Origin of the sequence: Martelella alba (assembly GCF_006516955.1) — a bacterium.
Classification (GTDB): domain Bacteria; phylum Pseudomonadota; class Alphaproteobacteria; order Rhizobiales; family Rhizobiaceae; genus Martelella; species Martelella alba.
The window spans coordinates 673,180-693,059 of the sequence record NZ_VHLG01000001.1; the positions used below are offsets into that span (position 1 = coordinate 673,180).

The following is a 19,880-nucleotide window of genomic DNA, read 5'->3' on the forward strand; positions in this document are numbered from 1 at the left end:
CCAGAGGAGGGCGTGTTTCCTTCCATGCCGGTTCGATACGGGCCGGCTGAACACTTTTGATAAGGAAATACGATGAGCAAGCGCGAATCGTCCAAGCATAAAATTGACCGCCGTATGGGCGAAAACATCTGGGGCCGTCCGAAGTCCCCGGTGAACCGCCGCGAATATGGCCCCGGCCAGCATGGCCAGCGCCGCAAGGGCAAGCTGTCGGACTTCGGTGTGCAGCTGCGCGCCAAGCAGAAGCTGAAGGGCTATTACGGCGAGCTGCGTGAAAAGCAGTTCCACGCAATCTTCGTTGAAGCCAACCGCCGCAAGGGTGACACCGGTGAAAACCTGGTCGGCCTGCTGGAAAGCCGCCTCGACGCCATCGTTTACCGCGCCAAGTTCGTGCCGACGGTCTTTGCAGCCCGTCAGTTCGTCAACCACGGCCACGTTACCGTCAACGGTACCCGCGTCAACATCGGTTCCTACCGCTGCAAGCCGGGCGACGTTATCGAAATCCGTGAGCGCTCCAAGCAGCTTGCTTCCGTTCTTGAAGCCACCCAGCTCGCAGAACGCGATGTTCCGGATTACGTTGAAGTTGACCACAACAAGATGGTTGCGACCTTCGTACGGGTTCCGGCTCTTGCCGACATCCCCTACGCGGTCATCATGGAACCGAATCTGGTCGTCGAATTCTATTCGCGCTGATTTCTTCAGCAACCGATTTGTGGAAAGCCGCCCCTCCGGGCGGCTTTTTCAGTTTCCAGCTCTGCGCTCCTGCGCAATGATCGGCCGGACGCGAACCCCGGGAGCATCGCATGGATCTTCAACATCTGGTCGATGATATCGTTGGCGAATTGTCGCCACGCCTCGGTGAAGGTGCGGTCGCCAACTACATTCCAGAACTCGCCAAGGTCGACCCGATGCAGCTCGGGATCGCCATCACCACGGTTGACGGAACCACCTATCGCGCCGGCGATGCAGATATCTCCTTCTCGATCCAGAGTATTTCCAAGGTCTTCATGCTGACGCTGGCTCTCGGCAAGACTGGCGAAGCGATCTGGAAACGGGTTGGACGCGAACCTTCGGGCTCGGCCTTCAATTCGATTGTCCAGCTGGAACATGAACACGGCATTCCGCGCAATCCCTTCATCAATGCCGGCGCCATCGTTGTCACCGACATTGTGCTTGCCGGTCACAAGCCGCGCGAAGCCATTGGCGAATTCCTGCATTTCATGCGGTTCCTGGCCGATGACGAAACCATCGTCATCGATGAGAAAGTGGCCCGCTCGGAGCAGCATACCGGCTTTCGCAATTTCGCGCTCGGCGACTTCATGCGTTCCTTCGGCAATCTCGTCCACCCGACCGAGCTGACCCTCGGCGTCTATTTTCATCAATGCGCACTGGCGATGAACTGCGTTCAGCTCTCCCATGCCGGGCTATTCCTCGCCAATCGCGGCACCAATCCGATCACCGGCCTATCGGTTGTCTCGCCGCGCAGGGCACGCCGCATCAATGCGCTGATGCTGACCTGTGGCCATTATGACGGATCGGGTGATTTCGCCTATCGTGTCGGTCTGCCAGGCAAGTCGGGCGTCGGCGGCGGCATTCTCGCAATTGCGCCTGGCAAGGCCTCGATTGCGGTCTGGTCACCCGGCCTCAACGAAGTCGGCAATTCCGCCCTTGGTGCCGATGCGCTGGAAATGCTGGCCGCGCGCACCGGCTGGTCGGTATTCGGCACTTGATCTTGACGCTCTGACAGGGCATTTGCCTCGATGAGAAAAGCGACGGCGGAGTGAAGCATGGACCTGATGACGCAAATCGATGGAAGCGGCGAGAGTGAAGACGGCAGTTCACCGGCCATCTTTGCCGATGCGCCCTCTTCCGTCTCTTTCAACAAGCTGCGCAAGCGGCTGATCCGCCAGGTTCGTCAGGCAATTGCTGATTTCGACATGCTTAAAGGCCAGAAGCGCTGGCTGGTAGCGCTTTCCGGCGGCAAGGACAGCTACGGGCTGCTTGCCGTGCTGATGGATCTGAAATGGCGTGGCCTCTTGCCGGTCGAGCTTGTTGCCTGCAATCTCGATCAGGGCCAGCCGAATTATCCAAAGCATATTCTGCCGGACTATCTGGAAAAGATCGGTGTGCGCTACCGGATCGAATATCAGGATACCTATTCGATCGTCACCGACAAGCTCGCCCCCGGCTCGACCTATTGCTCGCTTTGCTCAAGGCTGAGGCGCGGCCATCTCTATCGCGTCGCCCGCGAAGAAGGCTGCGATGCGCTGGTGCTCGGCCATCACCGTGAAGACATTCTCGAAACCTTCTTCATGAACCTGTTTCATGGCGGCAAGCTTGCCACCATGCCGGCCAAGCTCCTGAACGACGAAGGCGATCTGATGGTATTGCGTCCGCTCGCCTATGCGGCGGAAGACGATCTCGCCAAATTCGCCGAAGCCATGACATTCCCGATCATTCCCTGCGACCTCTGCGGCTCGCAGGACGGTTTGCAGCGCAATGCGATGAAGGCAATGCTCGCCGATATGGAAGCCCGCATGCCCGGCCGCAAGGAGGTCATGCTGCGCGCACTCGGCCACGCCAATCCCTCGCATCTGCTCGATCCGAAAATCTTCGATTTTTCAGCGCTGACAACTGAAAAGGCCGCTGGAAGCCCCCTTTCCGACCGCGAGTGATCTGCGCGGCTATCGCGCCTGATATGAGCCGCCAAGGTCCGGCAAGGCATCAAAGAGCGAACGATATTCCCGCGGGGTGATTTCGCGATCCACCAGGTTCACGAACATCTGGCGAAATGCCGCACTGTTGCTTTTGAAATTTTCGCTTTCAAAATGAATCCCGTTTCGGTCGAGTATGACCGCACGGCGAATCTGGTCTGCCAGTTTCAGCGCGTGAAGCTCGGAAATGCAGTTGCGATACAGCGCAAACCGCTCTCGATTGCCGGCATCGGTCTGCTTTCGCGGCCCATCCTGATGCGTATTCTTGAACCCATCCGGCGCTGCCGCCAGCGCGGCGCGCTGTTTCTCGTAGCGCACGTAAGTCGATAGCCGGCTGATTGTACCCGGTGTAGCAAGCACCCAGAGATCGACAGTCTTGAACCGTTCGCCCAGCATTTTCGGAAGCTGCCGTTCAGCACTGTCTCGTGGCAGCGTATGTTCGAACACGACATTGCGTCCCTCCGCGACTGCGGCGTCAAGCACGGCCACGCGCATTGCACTGGCAAAGCCGTATACCTCCATCATCGCTGGATGGGAGAAAGGCGCATCATAGCCTTTGGTGGTCAGCTCATAATAATTCGGGTGATACGTCATCAGTGCGTCATTGCTGACATTGACACACCCCTCAGTCCCGAAGCGTTGCCGGGCCAGATCCAAAGCAGACGATTTCCCGGCTCCGGGTTGCCCGGCAAGCAGCACGAAAGACGGCTTCTCAACGCGGCTGCTGCCGGCAAACAGATCCGGCTTGATACTATTTTCAAAAATGCCCTGCGCCTCATCCGGCGTGAGCTGGGTGAAGTTTCCGCCTTCCCCCGCTTTGACATTACCTGTTTCGAAGAAAGTCGGCTGTGAATGACAGCGTCTGATCCGCCGCGCAGCGCCACCACAATCCTGCGCAGACAACTGGCGTTCGCCGATCTGGCCACATGGCGGCCGATTTTGACCGTTCGGGATTGAAAACATTGAGGGCCTCTGTCAATTTTCGCAGCTTGTTTCAGGCCAGATGGATGGCAACAACGCCAAAATACCTGACGGAGGACAGATAACATCCGGTTCAGTTAAGATCTTATCGAAAATTATTTGCCGCACCGCATCACCGGCTGCAGCTAAGCCCCGTAGCCGCTTTTGAAACCAGATAGCCGGCGCATTTTTCGATGAGAAAACATTGCGTCTTGGGTCTGCTTTCGATCATTCCATTGTGACAGAACAATTATTTATTTCGCCCGGCGTTAACAAAACAAACCGATTTGGACGCTTGAGCCTTGCCGTTTCCAATTTGCAATGCGAAAAAGCCGTAACCATCAAGCATTGGAGGTGACGACGTGGAAAAGGCTGAAATCGGATTGATCGGGCTCGGTGTCATGGGCTCGAATCTCGCCCTTAACATCGCCGAAAAAGGCAACAAGATTGCCGTTTACAATCGCACCGTCGACAAGACACGCGCTTTTTATAACAATGCAGGCGCGCTTGCCGACCAGATCATCCCGACAGAGACCCTTTCGGATTTCGTGGCAGCCATTCGTCCGCCGCGTCCGATCATCATCATGATCAAGGCCGGTGAGGCCGTGGATCAGGAAATCGAAAAGCTGCGCCCCTATCTTGGTAACGGTGACATCCTCATCGATGCCGGCAACGCCAATTTCCACGATACGCGCCGCCGTTTCCAGGAGCTGGACGGCACCGGCCTGACCTTTATCGGGATGGGCGTATCCGGTGGTGAAGAAGGTGCGCGCCACGGCCCCTCCATCATGGTTGGCGGTACAGAAGATTCCTACAAGCGTGTCGAGAAGGTCCTGACCTCGATCTCGGCCAAATATGCCGAAGATCCCTGCTGCGCATGGCTGGGTCCGGATGGTGCGGGCCATTTCGTCAAAACCGTCCATAACGGCATCGAATATGCCGACATGCAGATGATTGCCGAGATCTACGGCGTCCTGCGTGACGGCCTGAAGATGAGCGCGCCTGAAATCGCCCATATCTTCGGCGAGTGGAACCACGGTCGCCTCAATTCCTTCCTGATCGAGATCACCGAGAAGGTGCTGCTGGCAACCGATCCGCATACCGGCGCACATATGCCGGATGTCATTGTTGATGCAGCAGGCCAGAAAGGCACCGGCCGCTGGTCGGTCATCGAGGCCCAGCAGCTTGCCATCCCGGCAACCGCCATTGAAGCCGCCGTTGCCGCGCGGTGCCTGTCTTCCATGCGTGACGAACGCAAGGATGCAGAACATCTGTTCGGCAAGAACAATCTCGAATTTGCCATCGCCCCTGGCCCCTGGCTGAACAAGGATCTGGAACTGGCTTTGTTTGCCGCCAAGATCGCTGCATATGCACAGGGCTTTGCAGTCATGGCCGGCGCTTCGAAGGAATTCGGCTGGAACCTGCCAATGCCGGAAATTGCCCGCATCTGGCGCGCGGGCTGCATCATCCGCTCGCAGTTCCTCGATGAAATCACCAAGGCCTTCACCGAGACGCCGGATGTGCCGAACCTGATCGTCACGCCTGCCTTCTCGGCCATGGTCAAGGAAAGCCTGCCGTCGCTGCGCCGCATTGTTTCGGCTTCCACGGCCGCAGGAATTCCGGTTCCGGGCCTCGCCTCGGCGCTCACCTATTTCGACGCCTATCGTCAGGGCCGCGGCACTGCCAACCTGATCCAGGCCCAGCGCGACTTCTTCGGCGCGCATGGCTTCGATCGCCTCGATGGTCTCGACGTGCATCACGGCCCCTGGGGCTCGGGTGCCAGCGCCGAACGCGGCTGAGCATTTCCCTATCAAAAGACATTGGCGGCGGCTGTTTCAGCCGCCGCTTTTTTATGCTTGCAGGTTTTTCGTTGACCATGACAGGTCATTTTCCGAAATTCGGTTCGTGAGACCTGCCGCATCGCCCGATTGCGGCAATCAACCCGTCGCGGCCCCTTACCCGCACTGACAGGAGATCCGGATGCGGCACAGCCTGCCCCTCATCCTTATTGCAACCTCACTTGCCGGATGCACCCAGCGACCGGACAGGCTGGAGCCGATAGCCATCCCGCCATCGCAGTATCAGGACTTGAGCTGCGACGAGCTGACAAAGCTTTACACCGAGACACACGACAGGCTTGATCAGCTCGTCGCATCGCAAAACCAGGCGATTGTTGGGGATGTGCGGATTTTCGGCGCCAATATCGGCACAGTCACCAATCCGGAGAAACAAAATCTTTCCAGTGACATCCGCCTATCCATGGGGCGCGTGAACGCCATCGACTACACGATGCGCCGGAAAACCTGCACCCTGCCCAAGGGCGAAAGCTGATCGGCCTGCAGAGAGAGCGGGCAAATGTCACAATCAAGCCGCTAGAGGCCGGGCGTGAAAAGAATGACCCGGTTCCGCCCCGCGCCCTTGGCCTCATAAAGCGCCCGGTCAGCGCGTTTCAGCACATCATAGATGGACTCATGGCCATCAACCGAGCCCGCAACACCGGCGCTGGCTGCGACGGAAACCACGCCCGAATCCAGCATGAACGGCTCCTCGCAGATGCGCTCGCGGATATTTTCCGCCACGCGCTGCGCCTGATCACTGGAGGTCGCGGGCATCACCACGGCGATTTCCTCGCCACCATAACGCACGACAAAGTCACTGCGGCGCATTCTGGTTTCGATAATCGATGCCACCCGCGACAGCACCAGATCGCCGGCAGCATGGCCATGGGTATCATTCAGCCGCTTGAAGTGGTCAATGTCGAAGAGAATAACGGCAAAGCGCTCCCCTGCTAGAGACGGCTCTGCCCGCCACCGGGCCGAGATTGCCTCCAGATAGCGCCGATTGTGCAGCCGCGTCAGCGGATCAAGCGAGGCCTCACGTTTGAAATCGGCAAATTCCTGCTCAAGCCGATCCTCTGATGCAAGTGCATAGCCAATCAGCACGGTTCCGAGCAGATTGCGCAGCACCATGGCCACCCCCGCCTCATGCAGAAAAGGTAGAATGACCGCTCTGGGCAGAAACAGCAGACTGACCATGCTGAACGAAAGCATAAGACCGAGGAGCGCCAGTCCCGGAAGGTCTCGCCTGCGGTCGGAAAGATGCGCATAGACAAGGGCAATGAGGGCTGAAAGAACAATACCGACAACGCCGGACAGCGCACCGGCGCCGCCTGAATAAACGCGGTAGATGATCGTCGCCGCTGCACAGATGACAGCAGCCGAGACCCCGCCGAAAAGCGCAGCAAGTGCGACCATGACGCCGCGCAGATCGACAACCACGCCCGGCGCCAGAACCACGGGATCAATCATGACAATCAACGCACCGATGGCAAAGACAAAACCAATGGCTGGTCCGGTCCAGAAAATCGGCAGCGCAGAACGGCGGATCACGCGGTAGATCAAAATGACCAGGGCGGCGATACCAACCTTCTCCAACAGCAGGATCATCAGATCGAGATTGGCAATCATCGCTGCATTATGCTCCATTAAGCGGATCAAACTCCTGAAGCGTCAGCTTGCAAGAAACATCTCCGCACCATATTCCGCTTACGCATAGAATGACATGGACGGCCACCCTTTGTCAGCAATGTTGTCATAGCCGACTGCAGAGCGGAAATCCAAGGGTGACCGAATGCAGTCGATTGATTACATTGCTGGTCTGCCCCTTGGCTCTAGTCAAAACGTCATTTTTGTCGCAACGATTGACCGACGCAACTCATGCCCACTGCTCCAGGAGCCATACCCTCATGAATGAGACTGTTTTCGCCCGCCCGTTCTGCCCGGAATTGCCGGTTCTGGGGCTTGATGCTGTCTTTCCGGTACGGCGGATCTACTGCGTCGGCCGCAATTACGCCGCGCACGCCGTTGAAATGGGCCATGATCCCAACCGTGAGGCACCGTTTTTCTTCCAGAAAAACCCGGATAATCTGGTCCTTCCGGGCGATAATTTCCCCTATCCGCCCCTGTCCAGCGATGTCCATCATGAGATCGAGTCCTATGTCGCGCTTTCTTCAGGCGGCCGCGATATTCCCGTCGATCAGGCCCTTGAATGCGTCTACGGTTACGGCATTGCGGTGGATTTCACCCGCCGCGACCTGCAGCAGATCGCCAAGGACAAGGGGCGCCCCTGGGAAATGGGCAAGGCGTTTGAGCATTCTGCGCCCGCTTCGCCAATCACCCGCGCCAGCGTCATCGGCCATCCCGCTTCCGGCGACATCTGGCTGGAGGTGAACGGCAAGCGGGTTCAGACTGGCAATCTCGATCAGATGATCTGGAAAGTCCCGGAAATCATCGCCGAACTCTCACGCTATATTGAGCTTGCCGCCGGAGACGTTATCCTGACAGGCACGCCGTCCGGTGTCGGCCCTGTCCAGCGGGGTGACCGCCTCGTCGGACATATTGAAGGTATCGCCGATCTCAGCTTCAGCGTGATCTGACACGAAAGCCACGGGAGGAAAGAGATGACACTTTATGCGCTTGGAGATCGACGCCCGAAACTCCCTGCAACGGGGCGGTACTGGATCGCGCCTGATGCGGATGTTATCGGCGATGTGATTATCGGCGAAGATGTCGGGATCTGGTTTTCTGCCGTGCTGCGTGGCGATAATGAACCGATCACCATTGGCACGGGCAGCAATATTCAAGACGGCGTCATGATCCATACGGATATGGGATCACCGGCGGTAATCGGCAAAAACTGCACGATTGGCCATCACGCTATCATCCATGGCTGCAGCATCGGCGACACGTCGTTGATCGGCATGGGGGCGACGATCCTCAACGGTGCGAAGATCGGCAATAATTGCCTCGTGGGCGCCAACGCGCTCGTTACCGAGGGCAAGGTTTTCCCTGATCGGAGCCTGATCGTCGGCACCCCCGCCAAGGCTGTTCGGCTCCTGGATGACGAAGCCGTGGCGGCATTGGCCCGCTCTGCGGAAAATTACATTGCCAACTGGCAGCGCTTTGCGCGCGATCTGACACCAATCACGGAAGTCTGAGGCATGCCAACCACTTTGGGCCAGCGACTGTCCCCCAAGGACCGTGAACGCGACCGCATGATCGAGGAAAGCCTGACAGCGGGCTATTGCATGTTCGGCTTTCCCAAACCGCTTGAAACGCTCTACACCCAGCGTCGCCATGTGGAAAACCGTCGGCAATTCATCGCTGCGGCACTGTTTTCGGTTCTGCTTTACTGCTGCTTCGGCGCGGTCGACATCATTTTTCGGCCTGAACTCATGACCCAGTTGCTGGAAATCCGCCTGGTCTTTGTGAGCTATTGTGCTGCCGGAATCGCCACGATCATGCTGCGCCCGGCAAATATGCTGCTCCCCGGCCTGTTTTCCTTTTTTGGCATTACCCTCGCAAGCCTTTGCGCCGGGATGATGATGTGGCTACCCGGCAATCCAATCGCGGTCTATGAAGCCTACGTCTTCATCCTGATGGCCGTTATCGCCAATATCGCCCTGCCTTTGAGTGCCCCTGTCGCAGCGCTGTCAACCCTGTGCAATTTCCTTATTGCCTGCCTTTTCGTGCTCGGTGATCATGATCTGGTGCCGCATGAACAGGTGTCTCCACTGATCTATCTGGCGGCGACCAGCGCGCTCACGGTGTTTGCCAATAACAGGCTCAATAATGCCGATCGCCGGGCCTTTCTGTTCTATCTGCGTGAGAAAACCTATGCCGAATATCTGTCGACCGAAAATGAGGCGCTGAGCCAGATCTCGCGCACCGACACGTTGACCGGTATCGCCAACCGGCGCAGCTTCAATGGCTTCCTGCAGAAAAGCTGGCAGACAGCTCTGGAACGCAATCAGTCACTTGCATTGCTGATGATCGATATCGACCGGTTCAAGCAGTTCAACGACAATTACGGCCATCCTGCCGGCGATGAATGCCTGCAGCTGGTCGCAGGCGCCATTGCCGAGGCCACCAATAGCCGGGATGAACTGGCCGCACGCCTCGGCGGCGAGGAATTCGCCATCATTCTGTCTGGCGGCAATGCGGTGACTGCGAAAATCACGGCAGAGCGTATTCATGCCCGAATTGCGGCCCTCTCGATCGCCAATCACGAAGGCGTAGACGGAAGGTTGACCGTCAGTGTCGGCATCGCGGTCATGATCCCTCGAGGAGAGGCCGCAGATAGCGCCTCACTCATTGCAGAGGCCGACAGGGCGCTTTATGCAGCCAAACAGGCTGGCCGCAACAGAACTGAATTCGGCGCGCAGACACAAGATGGCGAGCAGGAGACACAGGCCATCACGACAGCCATTTAGCTGTCGTCCCGGCATTTCTCGCACAAGCCGCGAATCTCGATTGTCATCTTTTCCGGCTTGAAGCCCTTTTTCCGGGCCACACCAACAAGCGCGTCCTCCACCTCATGAGCGTGAAATTCGATCACCGTCTTGCAGCTCTCGCAGATGGCAAAGGCCGTCATGCCGTGCCGGCAGCAATCCTCTTCGGGATGGGCACAGGCAACGAAGGCATTCATGCTTTCAAGCCGATGGACAAGTCCGAATTCCGTCAGCTTGTCGAGCGCGCGATAGACCTGAAGCGGCGCCTTGAAGCCGTCATTGCGCAGCTGATCAAGAATCGTGTAGGCGCTCATCGGCTCATGCCGGTGCGAAAGACAATCGAGGACCAGCGACTGATTCCGTGTCAGTTTTGCCATTGTCATCTCAATCCCCTTCCCTTGTCTTCATTTTCACCAACCCGCCGACCGGCAGCAATGTCACCATGAACAGGACAACGGCTGCAACCACGATGGATGGTCCCGACGGTGTATCATAATAGAGCGAGGCATAAAGCCCGCCAATGACCGCGATCACGCCAATCAGCGCTGCGGCAACCGCCATGGCCTCCGGTGTGCGTGTCAGCCGTCTTGCGCTGGCCGCTGGAATGATCAGCAGCGAGGTGATCAACATGATACCGACGATTTTCATGGCAATTGCAATCACCAGCGCCATCAGCAGCATGAAGACGAATCGCGTTGTCTCCGGCCGCAATCCCTCGGCTTGGGCGATCTCGGTGGAAACCGTGGCCGCCAGAAGCGGCCGCCACAAAAGCGCAATGCCCAAAAGCACAACGGCTCCGCCGATCCACACAACCGTGATGTCAGCCCGCGTGACCGAAAGAATATCGCCAAAGAGAAAGCTGATCAGATCGACACGCACCCAGGTCAGGAAGGAGACAATCACCAGACCGATGGCCAGTGTCGAATGGGCCAGAATGCCAAGCAGACTGTCGGCGGAAAGCGCCCGCCGCCGTTCCAGCACGATCAACAGAACGGAAACAAGTGTGGCGACCACAAAGACGCTTGCCGTCAGATTGGTGGCGAAAAGCAATGAAAGCGCCACACCAAGAAGCGCGGAATGGGCCATGGTGTCGCCGAAATAGGCCATTTTGCGCCAGACGATAAAGCAACCGAGCGGCCCCGCCATCAGCGCCACGCCAATGCCCGCCAGCAGTGCGCGGGTGAAAAAATCATCGAGCATTGGACTGCCCCCTAGACTGAAGATCACCATGATCATGATGATGGTGACCATCTTCAGGATGACAGTGCGACGTGATGGTGCCATCGGCGTGGCGCACGCGCCCATCGGGCAGATGCGTATGGTCGTGGTGATGATTGTAAAAGGCAAGCGTGCCTTCGGCGCGGCCACCAAACAGCGCCCGGTAAGCCTCGCTTTCGCCGACGGCCTCCGGCGTACCCGTGCAGCAGACATGGCCATTCAGACAGACGACCATATCGGTCGACGCCATGACGACGTGAAGATCATGCGAAATCAACAAGATACCGCAACCCTCCTCGCGACGGATCCTGGCAATCAGTTCATAAAGGGCAATCTCACCGCTGTAATCAACGCCCTGGACCGGTTCGTCGAGAACCAGCAGATCCGGTTTCCGGGCAAGTGCGCGCGCCAGCATGGCACGCTGGAATTCACCGCCGGACAGGTTCTGCACTTCCGCAGATCCCATATGAGCCATGCCCACCTGTTCGAGCGCATGTTCGCCAGCCCCAGGCGGCAGGCGCCCGGTGAGCGTCATCATGCGCTTCACCGTCAGCGGCAGCGAGCGATCGATCGCAAGCTTCTGTGGCACATAGCCGATCTTTAGCCCTGGCTGACGCTCCACACGCCCCTCGTCCGGTGCCATCACGCCGATCGCCATCTTGGCGCTGGTCGATTTGCCCGCACCATTGGGACCAATCAGCGACACAATCTCGCCGCGCGAGACCGAGAAGCTAACCCCGCGCACGAGAAAACGACCTGCGCGCCTGACGCCGGCATCGTGCAAAGCCACAAGTGGGGAACCCTTATTTTCCAAATACGCCAATTTCCAAGATCTCCGTCTTGCGACCTTCTATGTCATACGTTATAGCATTACGCAATTTATGTAATAACATTACAATGCGAGACAAGAATGAGACTTTCGATTTCCCTGGCTCTGGCCTCATCAATGCTTCTCGGTGCAGGTTCCGCATATGCCGACGGGCCAATTAAGATTGTCGCCACGATCAAGCCCGTCTATTCCCTGCTCACCGCTGTGACCGAGGGTACCGATGCTCAGACCACGCTTCTGGTGAAGGGCTCATCCTCGCCGCATACCTACAGCATGACGCCGTCAGACGCCCAGGCGCTGCAAGATGCCAATGTAATCTTCTGGGTTGGCCCGGCGCTCGAGCATTTTCTGACCAAGCCGCTCGAGGCCCTTGGTGGCAATGCTGAAATCATCACGCTCGAACAGGCACCAAATGCCGCCCTGCTGCCGACCCGAGAAGGCGGAGCTTTCGAAGCGGATGAGCATGATCATCACGACGAAGCCGATCATGATCATGACCACGATCATGACGAAGCTGCGTCAGAGGATGACCATGACCATCTGGCCGATGACCTAGACGATGATGGTATTGACCCGCATATGTGGCTTGATCCGCAAAATGCCCGGGCCTTTGTTGAGGACATGGCATCGACGCTTTCGGCCGCAGATCCTGCCAATGCCGCGCGTTACCAGGAGAATGCCACCGCTGTGGACAAGAAACTGGGCGAGCTTGGTGAAGCGGTCAAGGCGCAGCTTTCTGCCGAAACCAGCAAGCCCTACATCGTGTTCCACGATGCCTACCAATATTTCGGCGACCGTTTCGGCGTTGATGCCGCCGGTTCAGTCACCGTCAATCCTGAGACGCCGCCAAGCGCTCTGCGTATCCGCGAAATTCAGGACAAGATCAAATCACTTGGAGCAGTCTGCGTCTTCTCCGAGCCACAATTCCCTCCGAAGGTTATCCAGACGGTTACCGAGGGTTCCAATGCCTATATCGGCACGCTGGACCCGCTTGGTGCCGATCTGAAGGACGGTCCCGACCTCTACTTCACCCTGATCCAGAACATGGCCGATGGCATCTCCAAGTGCTTCGAAGCCAAATAAGACAGGGGTGCGCATGTTGTTCCGGTTGCGCATGATGCCGGAATGACTGAGCCCGCGGATAGCTGGCTGCCATCCGCGGGCTCTCTCTTTGTCAAAATGACGTCAAAGAGCCGATCAGACAGGGTCGGATCAGCTCTTTGAAACTTTTTTGATCCTGCTCAGTTGCCGCTGAGGATCGACATGACCAGCCCCGTCGCAACGGTCATCAGCACAAATGTTCCATCCACCTGATACCATTGCTGGCCGGGCGGCGGCGGCGGAAGATGATTGCGGTTATAGGCCGAAGGCGGGATCGGCTGGCCACGCTGATCGGGCGGCAGTTTCTGCCCCTTTTGTGGCCCCTGATGCGCCTGCGGGCCGCCGGGCTTGCCGGGGCCTCCGGGCTGACCAGGGCCTCCGGGCTGCCCCTGAGGGCCGCCGGGTTGTCCGGGTTTCCCAGGCTGTCCGGGTTGCCCCTGGGGACCGCCCTTGCCGTGGCTCGGACCGCAATTAGCCGGCTGACCTGGTTTTTGCGGCCCGCAATTATCCGGTCCGGGACCGGCAGCATAGGCCATCGGGCTGATGGCAAGCGCCATGGCGGCAACCGAGGTGATGAGGATCTTCTTCATCACGATCTCCTTACTTTTTAACAGGCTGTGCAGGCTGGACGGGGACCGGTTTTCCCGGCGTTTTGGCTGCGGGAATAACCTTCTGAGGTGCCTTTTCCGGCGTTTTTGCCGCCTGTTGCTTGCCGTTCTTGTCGACACAGTTCGCGGGCTGTCCCGGCTTTTGCGGCCCGCAGATTTTCTCGGGCGCAGCCGCAGGCGAAGCGGCATAGGCCATGGGGCTGAAGGTAAGCGTGATGGCGGTGACAGCCGCTGTGAGGATCTTTTTCACGGCAAAGTCCTTTCTAAACTTTCGTAACGCATGGATAACGCTCGAAAGCTGAAAGTTGTTTGAACGGAAACATTAAATCTATGTAATCTTGGAAAAAGCGCGTTGCGGGCAAGATGGCGTCTGCCGTCCCTCGCCCGCAGCGATTGCTTACTTTTTGATGCGTTCCGGGCCGGAACGCTCGGCAGATTTTGCCCAGATATTGATATTCGCATCATGGGCAAAGCGATCAATCTCGGAAAGCTCCTCTGCGGAAAATTCGAGATTGCCGAGTGCCGCGACGCAATCCGTTACCTGTTCCGGACGGCTGGCGCCAATCAGCGCCGTCGTCACCCGACCGCCACGCAGAACCCAGGCAAGCGCCATCTGCGCCAGCGTCTGGCCGCGTCTTTCGGCAATCGCGTTCAACGATCGGATATGCCTGATCGTCTCCTCGTTGAGGAAGCTTTCACGCAGCGATTTGCCCTGCGAGGCACGGCTGCCTTCGGGAATGCCGTTCAGATATTTGGATGTCAACATGCCCTGCGCCAGCGGCGAGAACACGATCGAGCCGATGCCCAGTTCTTCAAGCGTATCAAGCAGTCCGTCTTCCTCGACCCAGCGGTTGATCATCGAATAGCTTGGCTGGTGGATGACGAAGGGGGTCTTCAATTCCTTCAGGATTGCATAGGCCTCACGGGTACGCTGGGAATTATAGGACGAAATGCCGACATAGAGCGCGCGCCCGGAACGGACGATATGGTCCAGCGCCATGCAGGTTTCTTCCAGCGGCGTATCGGGATCGAAACGGTGCGAATAGAAGATATCGACATAGTCGAGCCCCAGCCGTTTCAGGCTCTGATCGCAGGACGCGATCATATATTTACGGCTGCCCCATTCGCCATAGGGGCCTTCCCACATGTTGTAGCCAGCCTTGGATGAGATGATCATCTCATCGCGCAGCCCGGCAAATTCATTTTTCAGGATTGAGCCGAAGGCAATTTCAGCAGAACCGGGCGGCGGGCCGTAATTATTAGCCAAATCGAAATGGGTGATGCCCGCATCAAAGGCGGTTTCGCAGATAGCAACCTTGCGGGCGCGCTCGGTATCATCACCGAAATTGTGCCACAGCCCCAGCGAAATAGCAGGAAGCTTCAGCCCGGACACACCACAGCGGTTATAAATCATCGTGTCATAGCGTTTGTCGGAAGGGGTCCAGCTCATGATCATCCTCGTATCGTGCTGCCGGGCGACGAGCCACAGGCAGCTGTTTTTCTGGCCGGGATCACCGGCATTCCTTCGGAAAGAACGGGTCGGCGAGACCGGCCCTGACAGCGGATATCCCGTTATAACTGATTTGCCGCAGCGCTCCATGCGTTGCGGCAAATCTGTTTGAAAAAGAACAGGCTTCGGCGTCAGCGCAGCAGCGCCGCGGCCTCTGCCATGCCGAGGGCGGCCGGCTGCGTGCATGTGGTCGAAAGCGTGATGAAGGCGCCCGTCTCTCCCGATTTCAGGATCGACGTCATCACATCAACGCCGTGCAGCGCCCGATCAAGCGAGCAGCGCGCATCACGCCCCTCAATCAGCGCCACAGCCATATCCGCAAGGCCGGCCGTGCGATAATTGGCGCGCGGCCCCTGCGGGCTTTCCTGATTGGCGATGCCAAACGGATGCTCCCAGGCGTCAAGCGCCGCTATATCGCGGTTCCGCCCGGAGGCTTCGACCGTGCCACCGAAGAAATTCGGATCCGGAACGAAGAGCGAGCCCTCCGTGCCATAAAGCTCCATCGGTCCATGACGATGCGCCCAGACATCCCAGCTGGCCGAAAGCGTGATGGTCGCACCGCTGGCGAACTCCAGAAGCGCGTGGATGTTGGTTGGCGTCTTCACCGGGATCACCTCGCCATTGCGCGGCTCACTGGTGATGGTGCGGGTGTCATGCGCCATGGAGGTCAGTGCGCCGACACGCTTCACCGGCCCGATCAGATTGATCAGATTGGCGATATAATAGGGGCCGAGATCAAGCACCGGCCCACCACCGGGCAGAAAGAAGAAGTCCGGATTGGGATGCCACATCTCCATGCCGGGGCTCATCACATGGCATGTCCCCGAGGTTATCCGGCCAACCGCACCGCTATCGATATGGGCGCGCGCCAGCTGATGGGCGCCGCCGAGAAACGTATCCGGCGCACAGCCGACAGAAAGCCCCTTCTCACTGGCAAGCCGGCGCAGGATCTCGCCTTCTGCCAGCGAAAGCACCAGCGGCTTTTCCGAATAGACATGTTTTCCCGCCTCGAGAATGCGTTTCGAGACAGCAAAATGCGCGTCGGGAATGGTGAGGTTGACGATCACGTCGATCTCATCATTTTCGAGCAGTTCATCGACCGATTGCGCCACAACCCCAAACTCATCGGCCCGCAGCATGGCAGCGGAGCGGTTGATATCGGCGCAGGCCAGTACTTTCAGCCCCTTGAAAAGAGGTGCCAGCCGAAAATAGGTCGTCGAAATATTGCCGCATCCAAGGATGCCGACCCCAAGTTCTCTCGTCATGGTGACCTCTTTCAGAATGTCCGGAATGCCGCGCTGGAACGCTCCAGCATGCGGTCGATATCGTTGGGATTATCGTGCTCGACGACATAGTGGCGCACCGGCATCTGGCGCAGCACCTTCATCAGCCCGGGCCAGTCAACGGTTCCGTCGCCGACATCGGCCCAGCCATCTTCATCCTCATTTTCGCCGTCCTCAGCGATATCTTTCACATGCACCGCCGTGATCCGCTCCTTCAGAAATTCAATCCAGAAATAGGGATCGCCGCCGCCACGAATGACCCAGGCGATATCCGCCTCCCAGGCCAGATCCGGCCCGCCCGCCATCAGATGCGTCATCGGTGCGGAGCCATCGGCCAGCGGCTCGAATTCATAGGCATGATTGTGCCAGCCGAAAATATAGCCCGCTTCGCGATAGGGTTTTCCCGCCGCCTCCAGCCGTTCGCCAAAGGCCTTCCACCCGGCACCGGTCAAGGGCCGCGCCTCCTCCGGCAGGAAGGGGCAGAAGATGCTGTCCATCTTCAGCGCTGCGACGATCTCCAGCACGCGCTCAGTTTCCTGTTCCAGCATGTCAAGACTGAAATGGCCGCTTGGCATGGAAAGTCCGATGGCTTCAAGATCGCTGGCGAGACGCACAAGGCCCGCCTCGTCAAGATCATTATAGAGCGCCCCGTAACCTTCCACCTCACCGTAGCCAGCGGCGGCAAGTTTCTTGAAAATAGCCGAAAACGGCTGATAGTTGCGCGCGCTGTAAAGCTGAAAACCAAGTTTTGTCATTCTGTCCTCCCAGAGCTACCCCTTAAGCCCTTCTTCTACTCATCCGCCTGACTGAGATAGAGATCGGTCACCTTGAACGCCGGTTCACCTTCGCTTTCCTCATCAGGCACAAACTGGATCGTGCGTGTCTCTCCGGCACACAGATCAAATGCATTATCAGTATAGCGCCCCGGTTGATCGGCTTCGACCATGATGAAGAGCGACAACCGCTTTGCCTCGACGCGAACCTCGAAGGATCCATCGTCAAGCGGCGTCACCTCACTCACCAGACCTGAGGGCGCTAATGCATATTCCTTGTACGGTTTCGGCGCATAGTGCCCCTCGCCCTGGCTCATATCGGAGGCAGAAAACAGCCAGAACAGCATATCGCCGTTCGCAAGCGCTGCAAGCGGCAGGCTGGCGACCTCAACCGAACGATCGGTGGGAACTGCGACACGATGCTGACCGGCAAATTCACGCGCACCATCGGCACCAACGGTGAAGAGATCCAGCAGAAGATCAACCGCTTCGTCCGTGTCGTTGACAGCGACAAGGCTGATCGTCTCACCGTCGTCCGATGGAATTGCCGCGACGGATACCGGCGAAAAGAAACGGCGCACCATATAATGCATGGCCTTCCAGCCACCGCCATAATCAAGGCTCGCCCAGGAGGCAACCGGCCAGGTATCATTCAGCTGCCAATAGATCGTCCCCATGCAATGAGGTTTGAGCGACCGCCAGAATTCCACCGCCGTCTTGATCGCAAGGCCCTGCTGGATCTGACTCAGATAAACGAAACTCTCGAAATCCTTGGGAAAGCGGAAATAGCGGAACATGGTGGCGGCGATCCGCTCATTGCCACCGACATTTTTCTGGTGCTTTTCCATCACCGGAGCCGCAATATTGAAATCAGCCTCTGCGGCGAAACTGCGGATCACCGGCATTGACGTATAGGACTGGAAGCCGAATTCGGAGCAGAAACGCGGCCTGATTTCGCGATAATTGGCGAAAGGCTTGTTCTCGTGCCAGACGGACCAGTAATGCATGTCACCCGAGCCATCGGAATGCCAGGCATCGCCATAGTCGAGATAGCCGGAGGCAGGACTCGACGGCCACCAGATCGCCTCCGGGAATGCAGCCTTCAGCCCCGTCTCGATTGTCCGGTTCAGCCGGTCATAGGCGACCAGATAACGATCACGGTTCTCGCGCGATTCCTTGAACCAGGTGAGCGCACCGACCAGCTCATTGTCGCCGCACCAGATCGCAATCGAGGCATGGCTCGACAGGCGCTTGACCTGATAATCGACCTCTGCCGCCACATTGCCGAGAAAATCTTCGGTGCAGGGATAGAGATTGCAGGCGAACATGAAATCCTGCCACACCATCAGGCCGAGCAGATCGCAGACATCGTAAAACCAGTCAGCCTCATAAAAGCCGCCGCCCCAGACACGGATCATGTTCATATTGGCAGCAACGGCGGAGTTGAGCAGATCGACGGTCTTTTCCGGGCTGGTGCGGGAGAAAAGCGCATCAGCGGGGATCCAGTTGGCGCCGCGGCAGAAGATCTCGCGTCCATTGACCCGGACCGCAAAGCGGCTTCCCGCCTCATCCGGATCGCTCAGAAGTTCGATGGTGCGAAAGCCGATCTGACGCGATACGGTTTCGCCGCCCACCGTCACTTCCAGCAGCGAGAGCGCCTGTTCGCCATGGCCCGCCGGCCACCAGAGTTCCGGCTCATCGACCTCGAAGACGTGTGAAACACGGGTCTCACCGGCGACAACGGCGCAGTCCAGCACCTCTTCATCGCCATCCAGCTCAAGCCGCATCCGGGCAACGCCCGGTTCATCGGCATAAAGGGTGACATCCACTTTCAGCGCCACCGAACCATCGTCGCGATGGGTCTGCGCTGTCTGGATATGCTCGATCCGCGCGTCCTTCAGCTTCTTCAGCGCAAAGCTGCCATAGGCGCCAAAGGGGGCGAGCGCGATATTCCAGTCCCAGCCGAAATGGCATGGCGGTTTGCGCAGCATGTTGCCATTGGCAAGCGGCGCATTTTCAAAATGATAGGGCACGAAGAAGGGCTGCTTTTCCTGTCGCGCCGCCCCTTCGGCAATGGCAGAGCGGAAGAAAATGCGGATTGCGTTCTCCCCGCTTCGAAGCGCTTTGCTGACATCGGGGCGATAGCGGCGGAAGCAGTTATCCGCCTCCAGCACGACCTGGCCATTGATCAGCACGGTCGCCACCGTATCGAGATTGTCGATATCGAGATACCAGCTGCCGGACGCGTCCTCGAGCGTGAAATGACGCTCGACAATCCAGTCGCTTTCACCGACCCATTGCACGACATCCTCATTCTTGCCGCTATAGGGGTCGGGAATGATGCCCGCCGCCTGCAGGGCGCTGTGACCGTCGCCCGGAAAGCTGATCGGGCAGGAATGGACACCGTCGATAGAGGTGAGAGTCCAGATGCCCGTCAGGTCAACAGACGCGGTTTCGTCGGCGAGGACCGGTTCATGTGTCATGGCAACACCCTGAATGAGAAAAGTCTGAGGGAAAGCGCCGCGTCCATCCTCCCGAGACATCAGCTGGCACCAGAACTGTAACGATACAGTTAGCCCCATATCGTTGATTTGGCCA

At 58.1% G+C, this 19,880-nt stretch carries 20 protein-coding genes; 9 read left to right on the forward strand and 11 right to left on the reverse strand.

The window, feature by feature from the left end; genetic code table 11:
* The first annotated feature begins 72 nt into the window (after positions 1 to 72).
* The 3 genes from rpsD (at position 73) to ttcA (ending at position 2,672) form a co-directional block, all read left to right on the forward strand.
* Positions 73 to 690 carry a 30S ribosomal protein S4 gene (gene rpsD / locus FJU08_RS03040; protein ID WP_141147481.1) on the forward strand — a complete coding sequence of 206 codons (618 nt, stop codon included), beginning with the start codon at positions 73 to 75 and terminating at the stop codon, positions 688 to 690.
* A gap of 110 nt (positions 691 to 800) precedes the next feature.
* Complete coding sequence (locus FJU08_RS03045; RefSeq protein WP_141147482.1) at positions 801 to 1,727, forward strand: glutaminase; 927 nt, start codon at positions 801 to 803, stop codon at positions 1,725 to 1,727.
* Between the two features lie 66 nt (positions 1,728 to 1,793).
* Complete coding sequence (gene ttcA, locus FJU08_RS03050; RefSeq protein WP_407943673.1) at positions 1,794 to 2,672, forward strand: tRNA 2-thiocytidine(32) synthetase TtcA; 879 nt, start codon at positions 1,794 to 1,796, stop codon at positions 2,670 to 2,672.
* Positions 2,673 to 2,681: 9 nt separating this feature from the next.
* Here the strand turns inward: ttcA and FJU08_RS03055 are convergent, their stop codons facing one another.
* A complete protein-coding gene (locus FJU08_RS03055; RefSeq protein ID WP_181409726.1) occupies positions 2,682 to 3,614 on the reverse strand; it encodes a zeta toxin family protein in 933 nt (310 codons plus the stop codon).
* Between the two features lie 419 nt (positions 3,615 to 4,033).
* On the opposite strand from FJU08_RS03055, the gene gndA reads away from it, so the two are divergent.
* Entirely contained in the window at positions 4,034 to 5,470 is a 1,437-nt protein-coding gene (gndA, locus tag FJU08_RS03060; protein ID WP_141147485.1) for an NADP-dependent phosphogluconate dehydrogenase, read from the forward strand.
* Between the two features lie 181 nt (positions 5,471 to 5,651).
* Positions 5,652 to 6,002: a hypothetical protein gene (locus tag FJU08_RS03065; RefSeq protein WP_141147486.1), complete on the forward strand. Its 351-nt coding sequence runs from the start codon at positions 5,652 to 5,654 to the stop codon at positions 6,000 to 6,002.
* Positions 6,003 to 6,043: 41 nt separating this feature from the next.
* Here the strand turns inward: FJU08_RS03065 and FJU08_RS03070 are convergent, their stop codons facing one another.
* Positions 6,044 to 7,156, reverse strand: coding sequence for a GGDEF domain-containing protein (locus FJU08_RS03070; protein ID WP_141147487.1), 1,113 nt, complete (start codon positions 7,154 to 7,156; stop codon positions 6,044 to 6,046).
* Positions 7,157 to 7,416: 260 nt separating this feature from the next.
* On the opposite strand from FJU08_RS03070, the gene FJU08_RS03075 reads away from it, so the two are divergent.
* From FJU08_RS03075 to FJU08_RS03085, 3 genes are read left to right on the forward strand one after another with little or no spacing between them, the layout of a single operon-like run.
* A complete protein-coding gene (locus FJU08_RS03075; RefSeq protein WP_141147488.1) occupies positions 7,417 to 8,106 on the forward strand; it encodes a fumarylacetoacetate hydrolase family protein in 690 nt (229 codons plus the stop codon).
* A gap of 24 nt (positions 8,107 to 8,130) precedes the next feature.
* A complete protein-coding gene (locus FJU08_RS03080) occupies positions 8,131 to 8,667 on the forward strand; it encodes a gamma carbonic anhydrase family protein (RefSeq protein WP_141147489.1) in 537 nt (178 codons plus the stop codon).
* A gap of 3 nt (positions 8,668 to 8,670) precedes the next feature.
* A complete protein-coding gene (locus FJU08_RS03085; RefSeq protein ID WP_141147490.1) occupies positions 8,671 to 9,942 on the forward strand; it encodes a GGDEF domain-containing protein in 1,272 nt (423 codons plus the stop codon).
* Here FJU08_RS03085 and FJU08_RS03090 read toward each other — a convergent pair.
* Genes FJU08_RS03090 through FJU08_RS03100 form a run of 3 tightly spaced genes read right to left on the reverse strand, consistent with a single transcriptional unit; the run spans position 9,939 to position 12,001 of the window.
* Positions 9,939 to 10,343, reverse strand: coding sequence for a Fur family transcriptional regulator (locus FJU08_RS03090; RefSeq protein WP_141147491.1), 405 nt, complete (start codon positions 10,341 to 10,343; stop codon positions 9,939 to 9,941). The genes FJU08_RS03085 and FJU08_RS03090 overlap by 4 nt on opposite strands.
* Before the next feature lies 1 nt (position 10,344).
* A complete protein-coding gene (locus FJU08_RS03095) occupies positions 10,345 to 11,160 on the reverse strand; it encodes a metal ABC transporter permease (RefSeq protein WP_141147492.1) in 816 nt (271 codons plus the stop codon).
* Positions 11,150 to 12,001 (reverse strand): ATP-binding cassette domain-containing protein, encoded by an 852-nt coding sequence (locus tag FJU08_RS03100; RefSeq protein ID WP_141147493.1) that lies wholly within the window; start codon positions 11,999 to 12,001, stop codon positions 11,150 to 11,152. The genes FJU08_RS03095 and FJU08_RS03100 overlap by 11 nt, the downstream gene beginning before the upstream one ends.
* 87 nt (positions 12,002 to 12,088) lie before the next feature.
* Between FJU08_RS03100 and FJU08_RS03105 the strand changes: the two genes are divergently transcribed.
* Positions 12,089 to 13,090 (forward strand): zinc ABC transporter substrate-binding protein, encoded by a 1,002-nt coding sequence (locus FJU08_RS03105; RefSeq protein WP_141147494.1) that lies wholly within the window; start codon positions 12,089 to 12,091, stop codon positions 13,088 to 13,090.
* Positions 13,091 to 13,248: 158 nt separating this feature from the next.
* On the opposite strand, the gene FJU08_RS03110 is transcribed toward FJU08_RS03105, so the two are convergent.
* From FJU08_RS03110 to FJU08_RS03135, 6 genes are all read right to left on the reverse strand, one after another.
* Positions 13,249 to 13,698, reverse strand: a complete 450-nt coding sequence (locus FJU08_RS03110; protein ID WP_181409727.1) for an RcnB family protein — start codon at positions 13,696 to 13,698, stop codon at positions 13,249 to 13,251.
* Positions 13,699 to 13,708: 10 nt separating this feature from the next.
* Positions 13,709 to 13,966 (reverse strand): hypothetical protein, encoded by a 258-nt coding sequence (locus FJU08_RS03115; RefSeq protein WP_141147495.1) that lies wholly within the window; start codon positions 13,964 to 13,966, stop codon positions 13,709 to 13,711.
* A 147-nt stretch (positions 13,967 to 14,113) separates the two neighbouring features.
* Complete coding sequence (mgrA, locus tag FJU08_RS03120) at positions 14,114 to 15,166, reverse strand: L-glyceraldehyde 3-phosphate reductase (RefSeq protein WP_141147496.1); 1,053 nt, start codon at positions 15,164 to 15,166, stop codon at positions 14,114 to 14,116.
* A gap of 191 nt (positions 15,167 to 15,357) precedes the next feature.
* Positions 15,358 to 16,491, reverse strand: coding sequence for a Gfo/Idh/MocA family protein (locus tag FJU08_RS03125; RefSeq protein ID WP_141147497.1), 1,134 nt, complete (start codon positions 16,489 to 16,491; stop codon positions 15,358 to 15,360).
* A gap of 11 nt (positions 16,492 to 16,502) precedes the next feature.
* The gene (locus tag FJU08_RS03130; RefSeq protein ID WP_141147498.1) at positions 16,503 to 17,264 is read right to left on the reverse strand and encodes a sugar phosphate isomerase/epimerase family protein; all 762 of its coding nucleotides are present in this window, start codon (positions 17,262 to 17,264) and stop codon (positions 16,503 to 16,505) included.
* A gap of 35 nt (positions 17,265 to 17,299) precedes the next feature.
* Positions 17,300 to 19,765 (reverse strand): beta-mannosidase, encoded by a 2,466-nt coding sequence (locus tag FJU08_RS03135; RefSeq protein WP_141147499.1) that lies wholly within the window; start codon positions 19,763 to 19,765, stop codon positions 17,300 to 17,302.
* Positions 19,766 to 19,880: the final 115 nt, after the last annotated feature.

Bases quoted from the DNA above. Each gene is read 5' to 3' on its own strand.
- FJU08_RS03105 (WP_141147494.1), top strand. From the start codon at position 12,089: ATGAGACTTTCGATTTCCCTGGCTCTGGCCTCATCAATGCTTCTCGGT.
- FJU08_RS03080 (WP_141147489.1), top strand. From the start codon at position 8,131: ATGACACTTTATGCGCTTGGAGATCGACGCCCGAAACTCCCTGCAACG.
- FJU08_RS03110 (WP_181409727.1), bottom strand. From the start codon at position 13,698: ATGAAGAAGATCCTCATCACCTCGGTTGCCGCCATGGCGCTTGCCATC.
- mgrA (WP_141147496.1), bottom strand. From the start codon at position 15,166: ATGAGCTGGACCCCTTCCGACAAACGCTATGACACGATGATTTATAAC.
- FJU08_RS03090 (WP_141147491.1), bottom strand. From the start codon at position 10,343: ATGACAATGGCAAAACTGACACGGAATCAGTCGCTGGTCCTCGATTGT.
- ttcA (WP_407943673.1), top strand. From the start codon at position 1,794: ATGACGCAAATCGATGGAAGCGGCGAGAGTGAAGACGGCAGTTCACCG.
- FJU08_RS03045 (WP_141147482.1), top strand. From the start codon at position 801: ATGGATCTTCAACATCTGGTCGATGATATCGTTGGCGAATTGTCGCCA.
- FJU08_RS03095 (WP_141147492.1), bottom strand. From the start codon at position 11,160: ATGCTCGATGATTTTTTCACCCGCGCACTGCTGGCGGGCATTGGCGTG.
- FJU08_RS03085 (WP_141147490.1), top strand. From the start codon at position 8,671: ATGCCAACCACTTTGGGCCAGCGACTGTCCCCCAAGGACCGTGAACGC.
- FJU08_RS03135 (WP_141147499.1), bottom strand. From the start codon at position 19,765: ATGACACATGAACCGGTCCTCGCCGACGAAACCGCGTCTGTTGACCTG.
- rpsD (WP_141147481.1), top strand. From the start codon at position 73: ATGAGCAAGCGCGAATCGTCCAAGCATAAAATTGACCGCCGTATGGGC.
- FJU08_RS03065 (WP_141147486.1), top strand. From the start codon at position 5,652: ATGCGGCACAGCCTGCCCCTCATCCTTATTGCAACCTCACTTGCCGGA.
- FJU08_RS03130 (WP_141147498.1), bottom strand. From the start codon at position 17,264: ATGACAAAACTTGGTTTTCAGCTTTACAGCGCGCGCAACTATCAGCCG.
- FJU08_RS03075 (WP_141147488.1), top strand. From the start codon at position 7,417: ATGAATGAGACTGTTTTCGCCCGCCCGTTCTGCCCGGAATTGCCGGTT.
- FJU08_RS03070 (WP_141147487.1), bottom strand. From the start codon at position 7,156: ATGGAGCATAATGCAGCGATGATTGCCAATCTCGATCTGATGATCCTG.
- FJU08_RS03125 (WP_141147497.1), bottom strand. From the start codon at position 16,491: ATGACGAGAGAACTTGGGGTCGGCATCCTTGGATGCGGCAATATTTCG.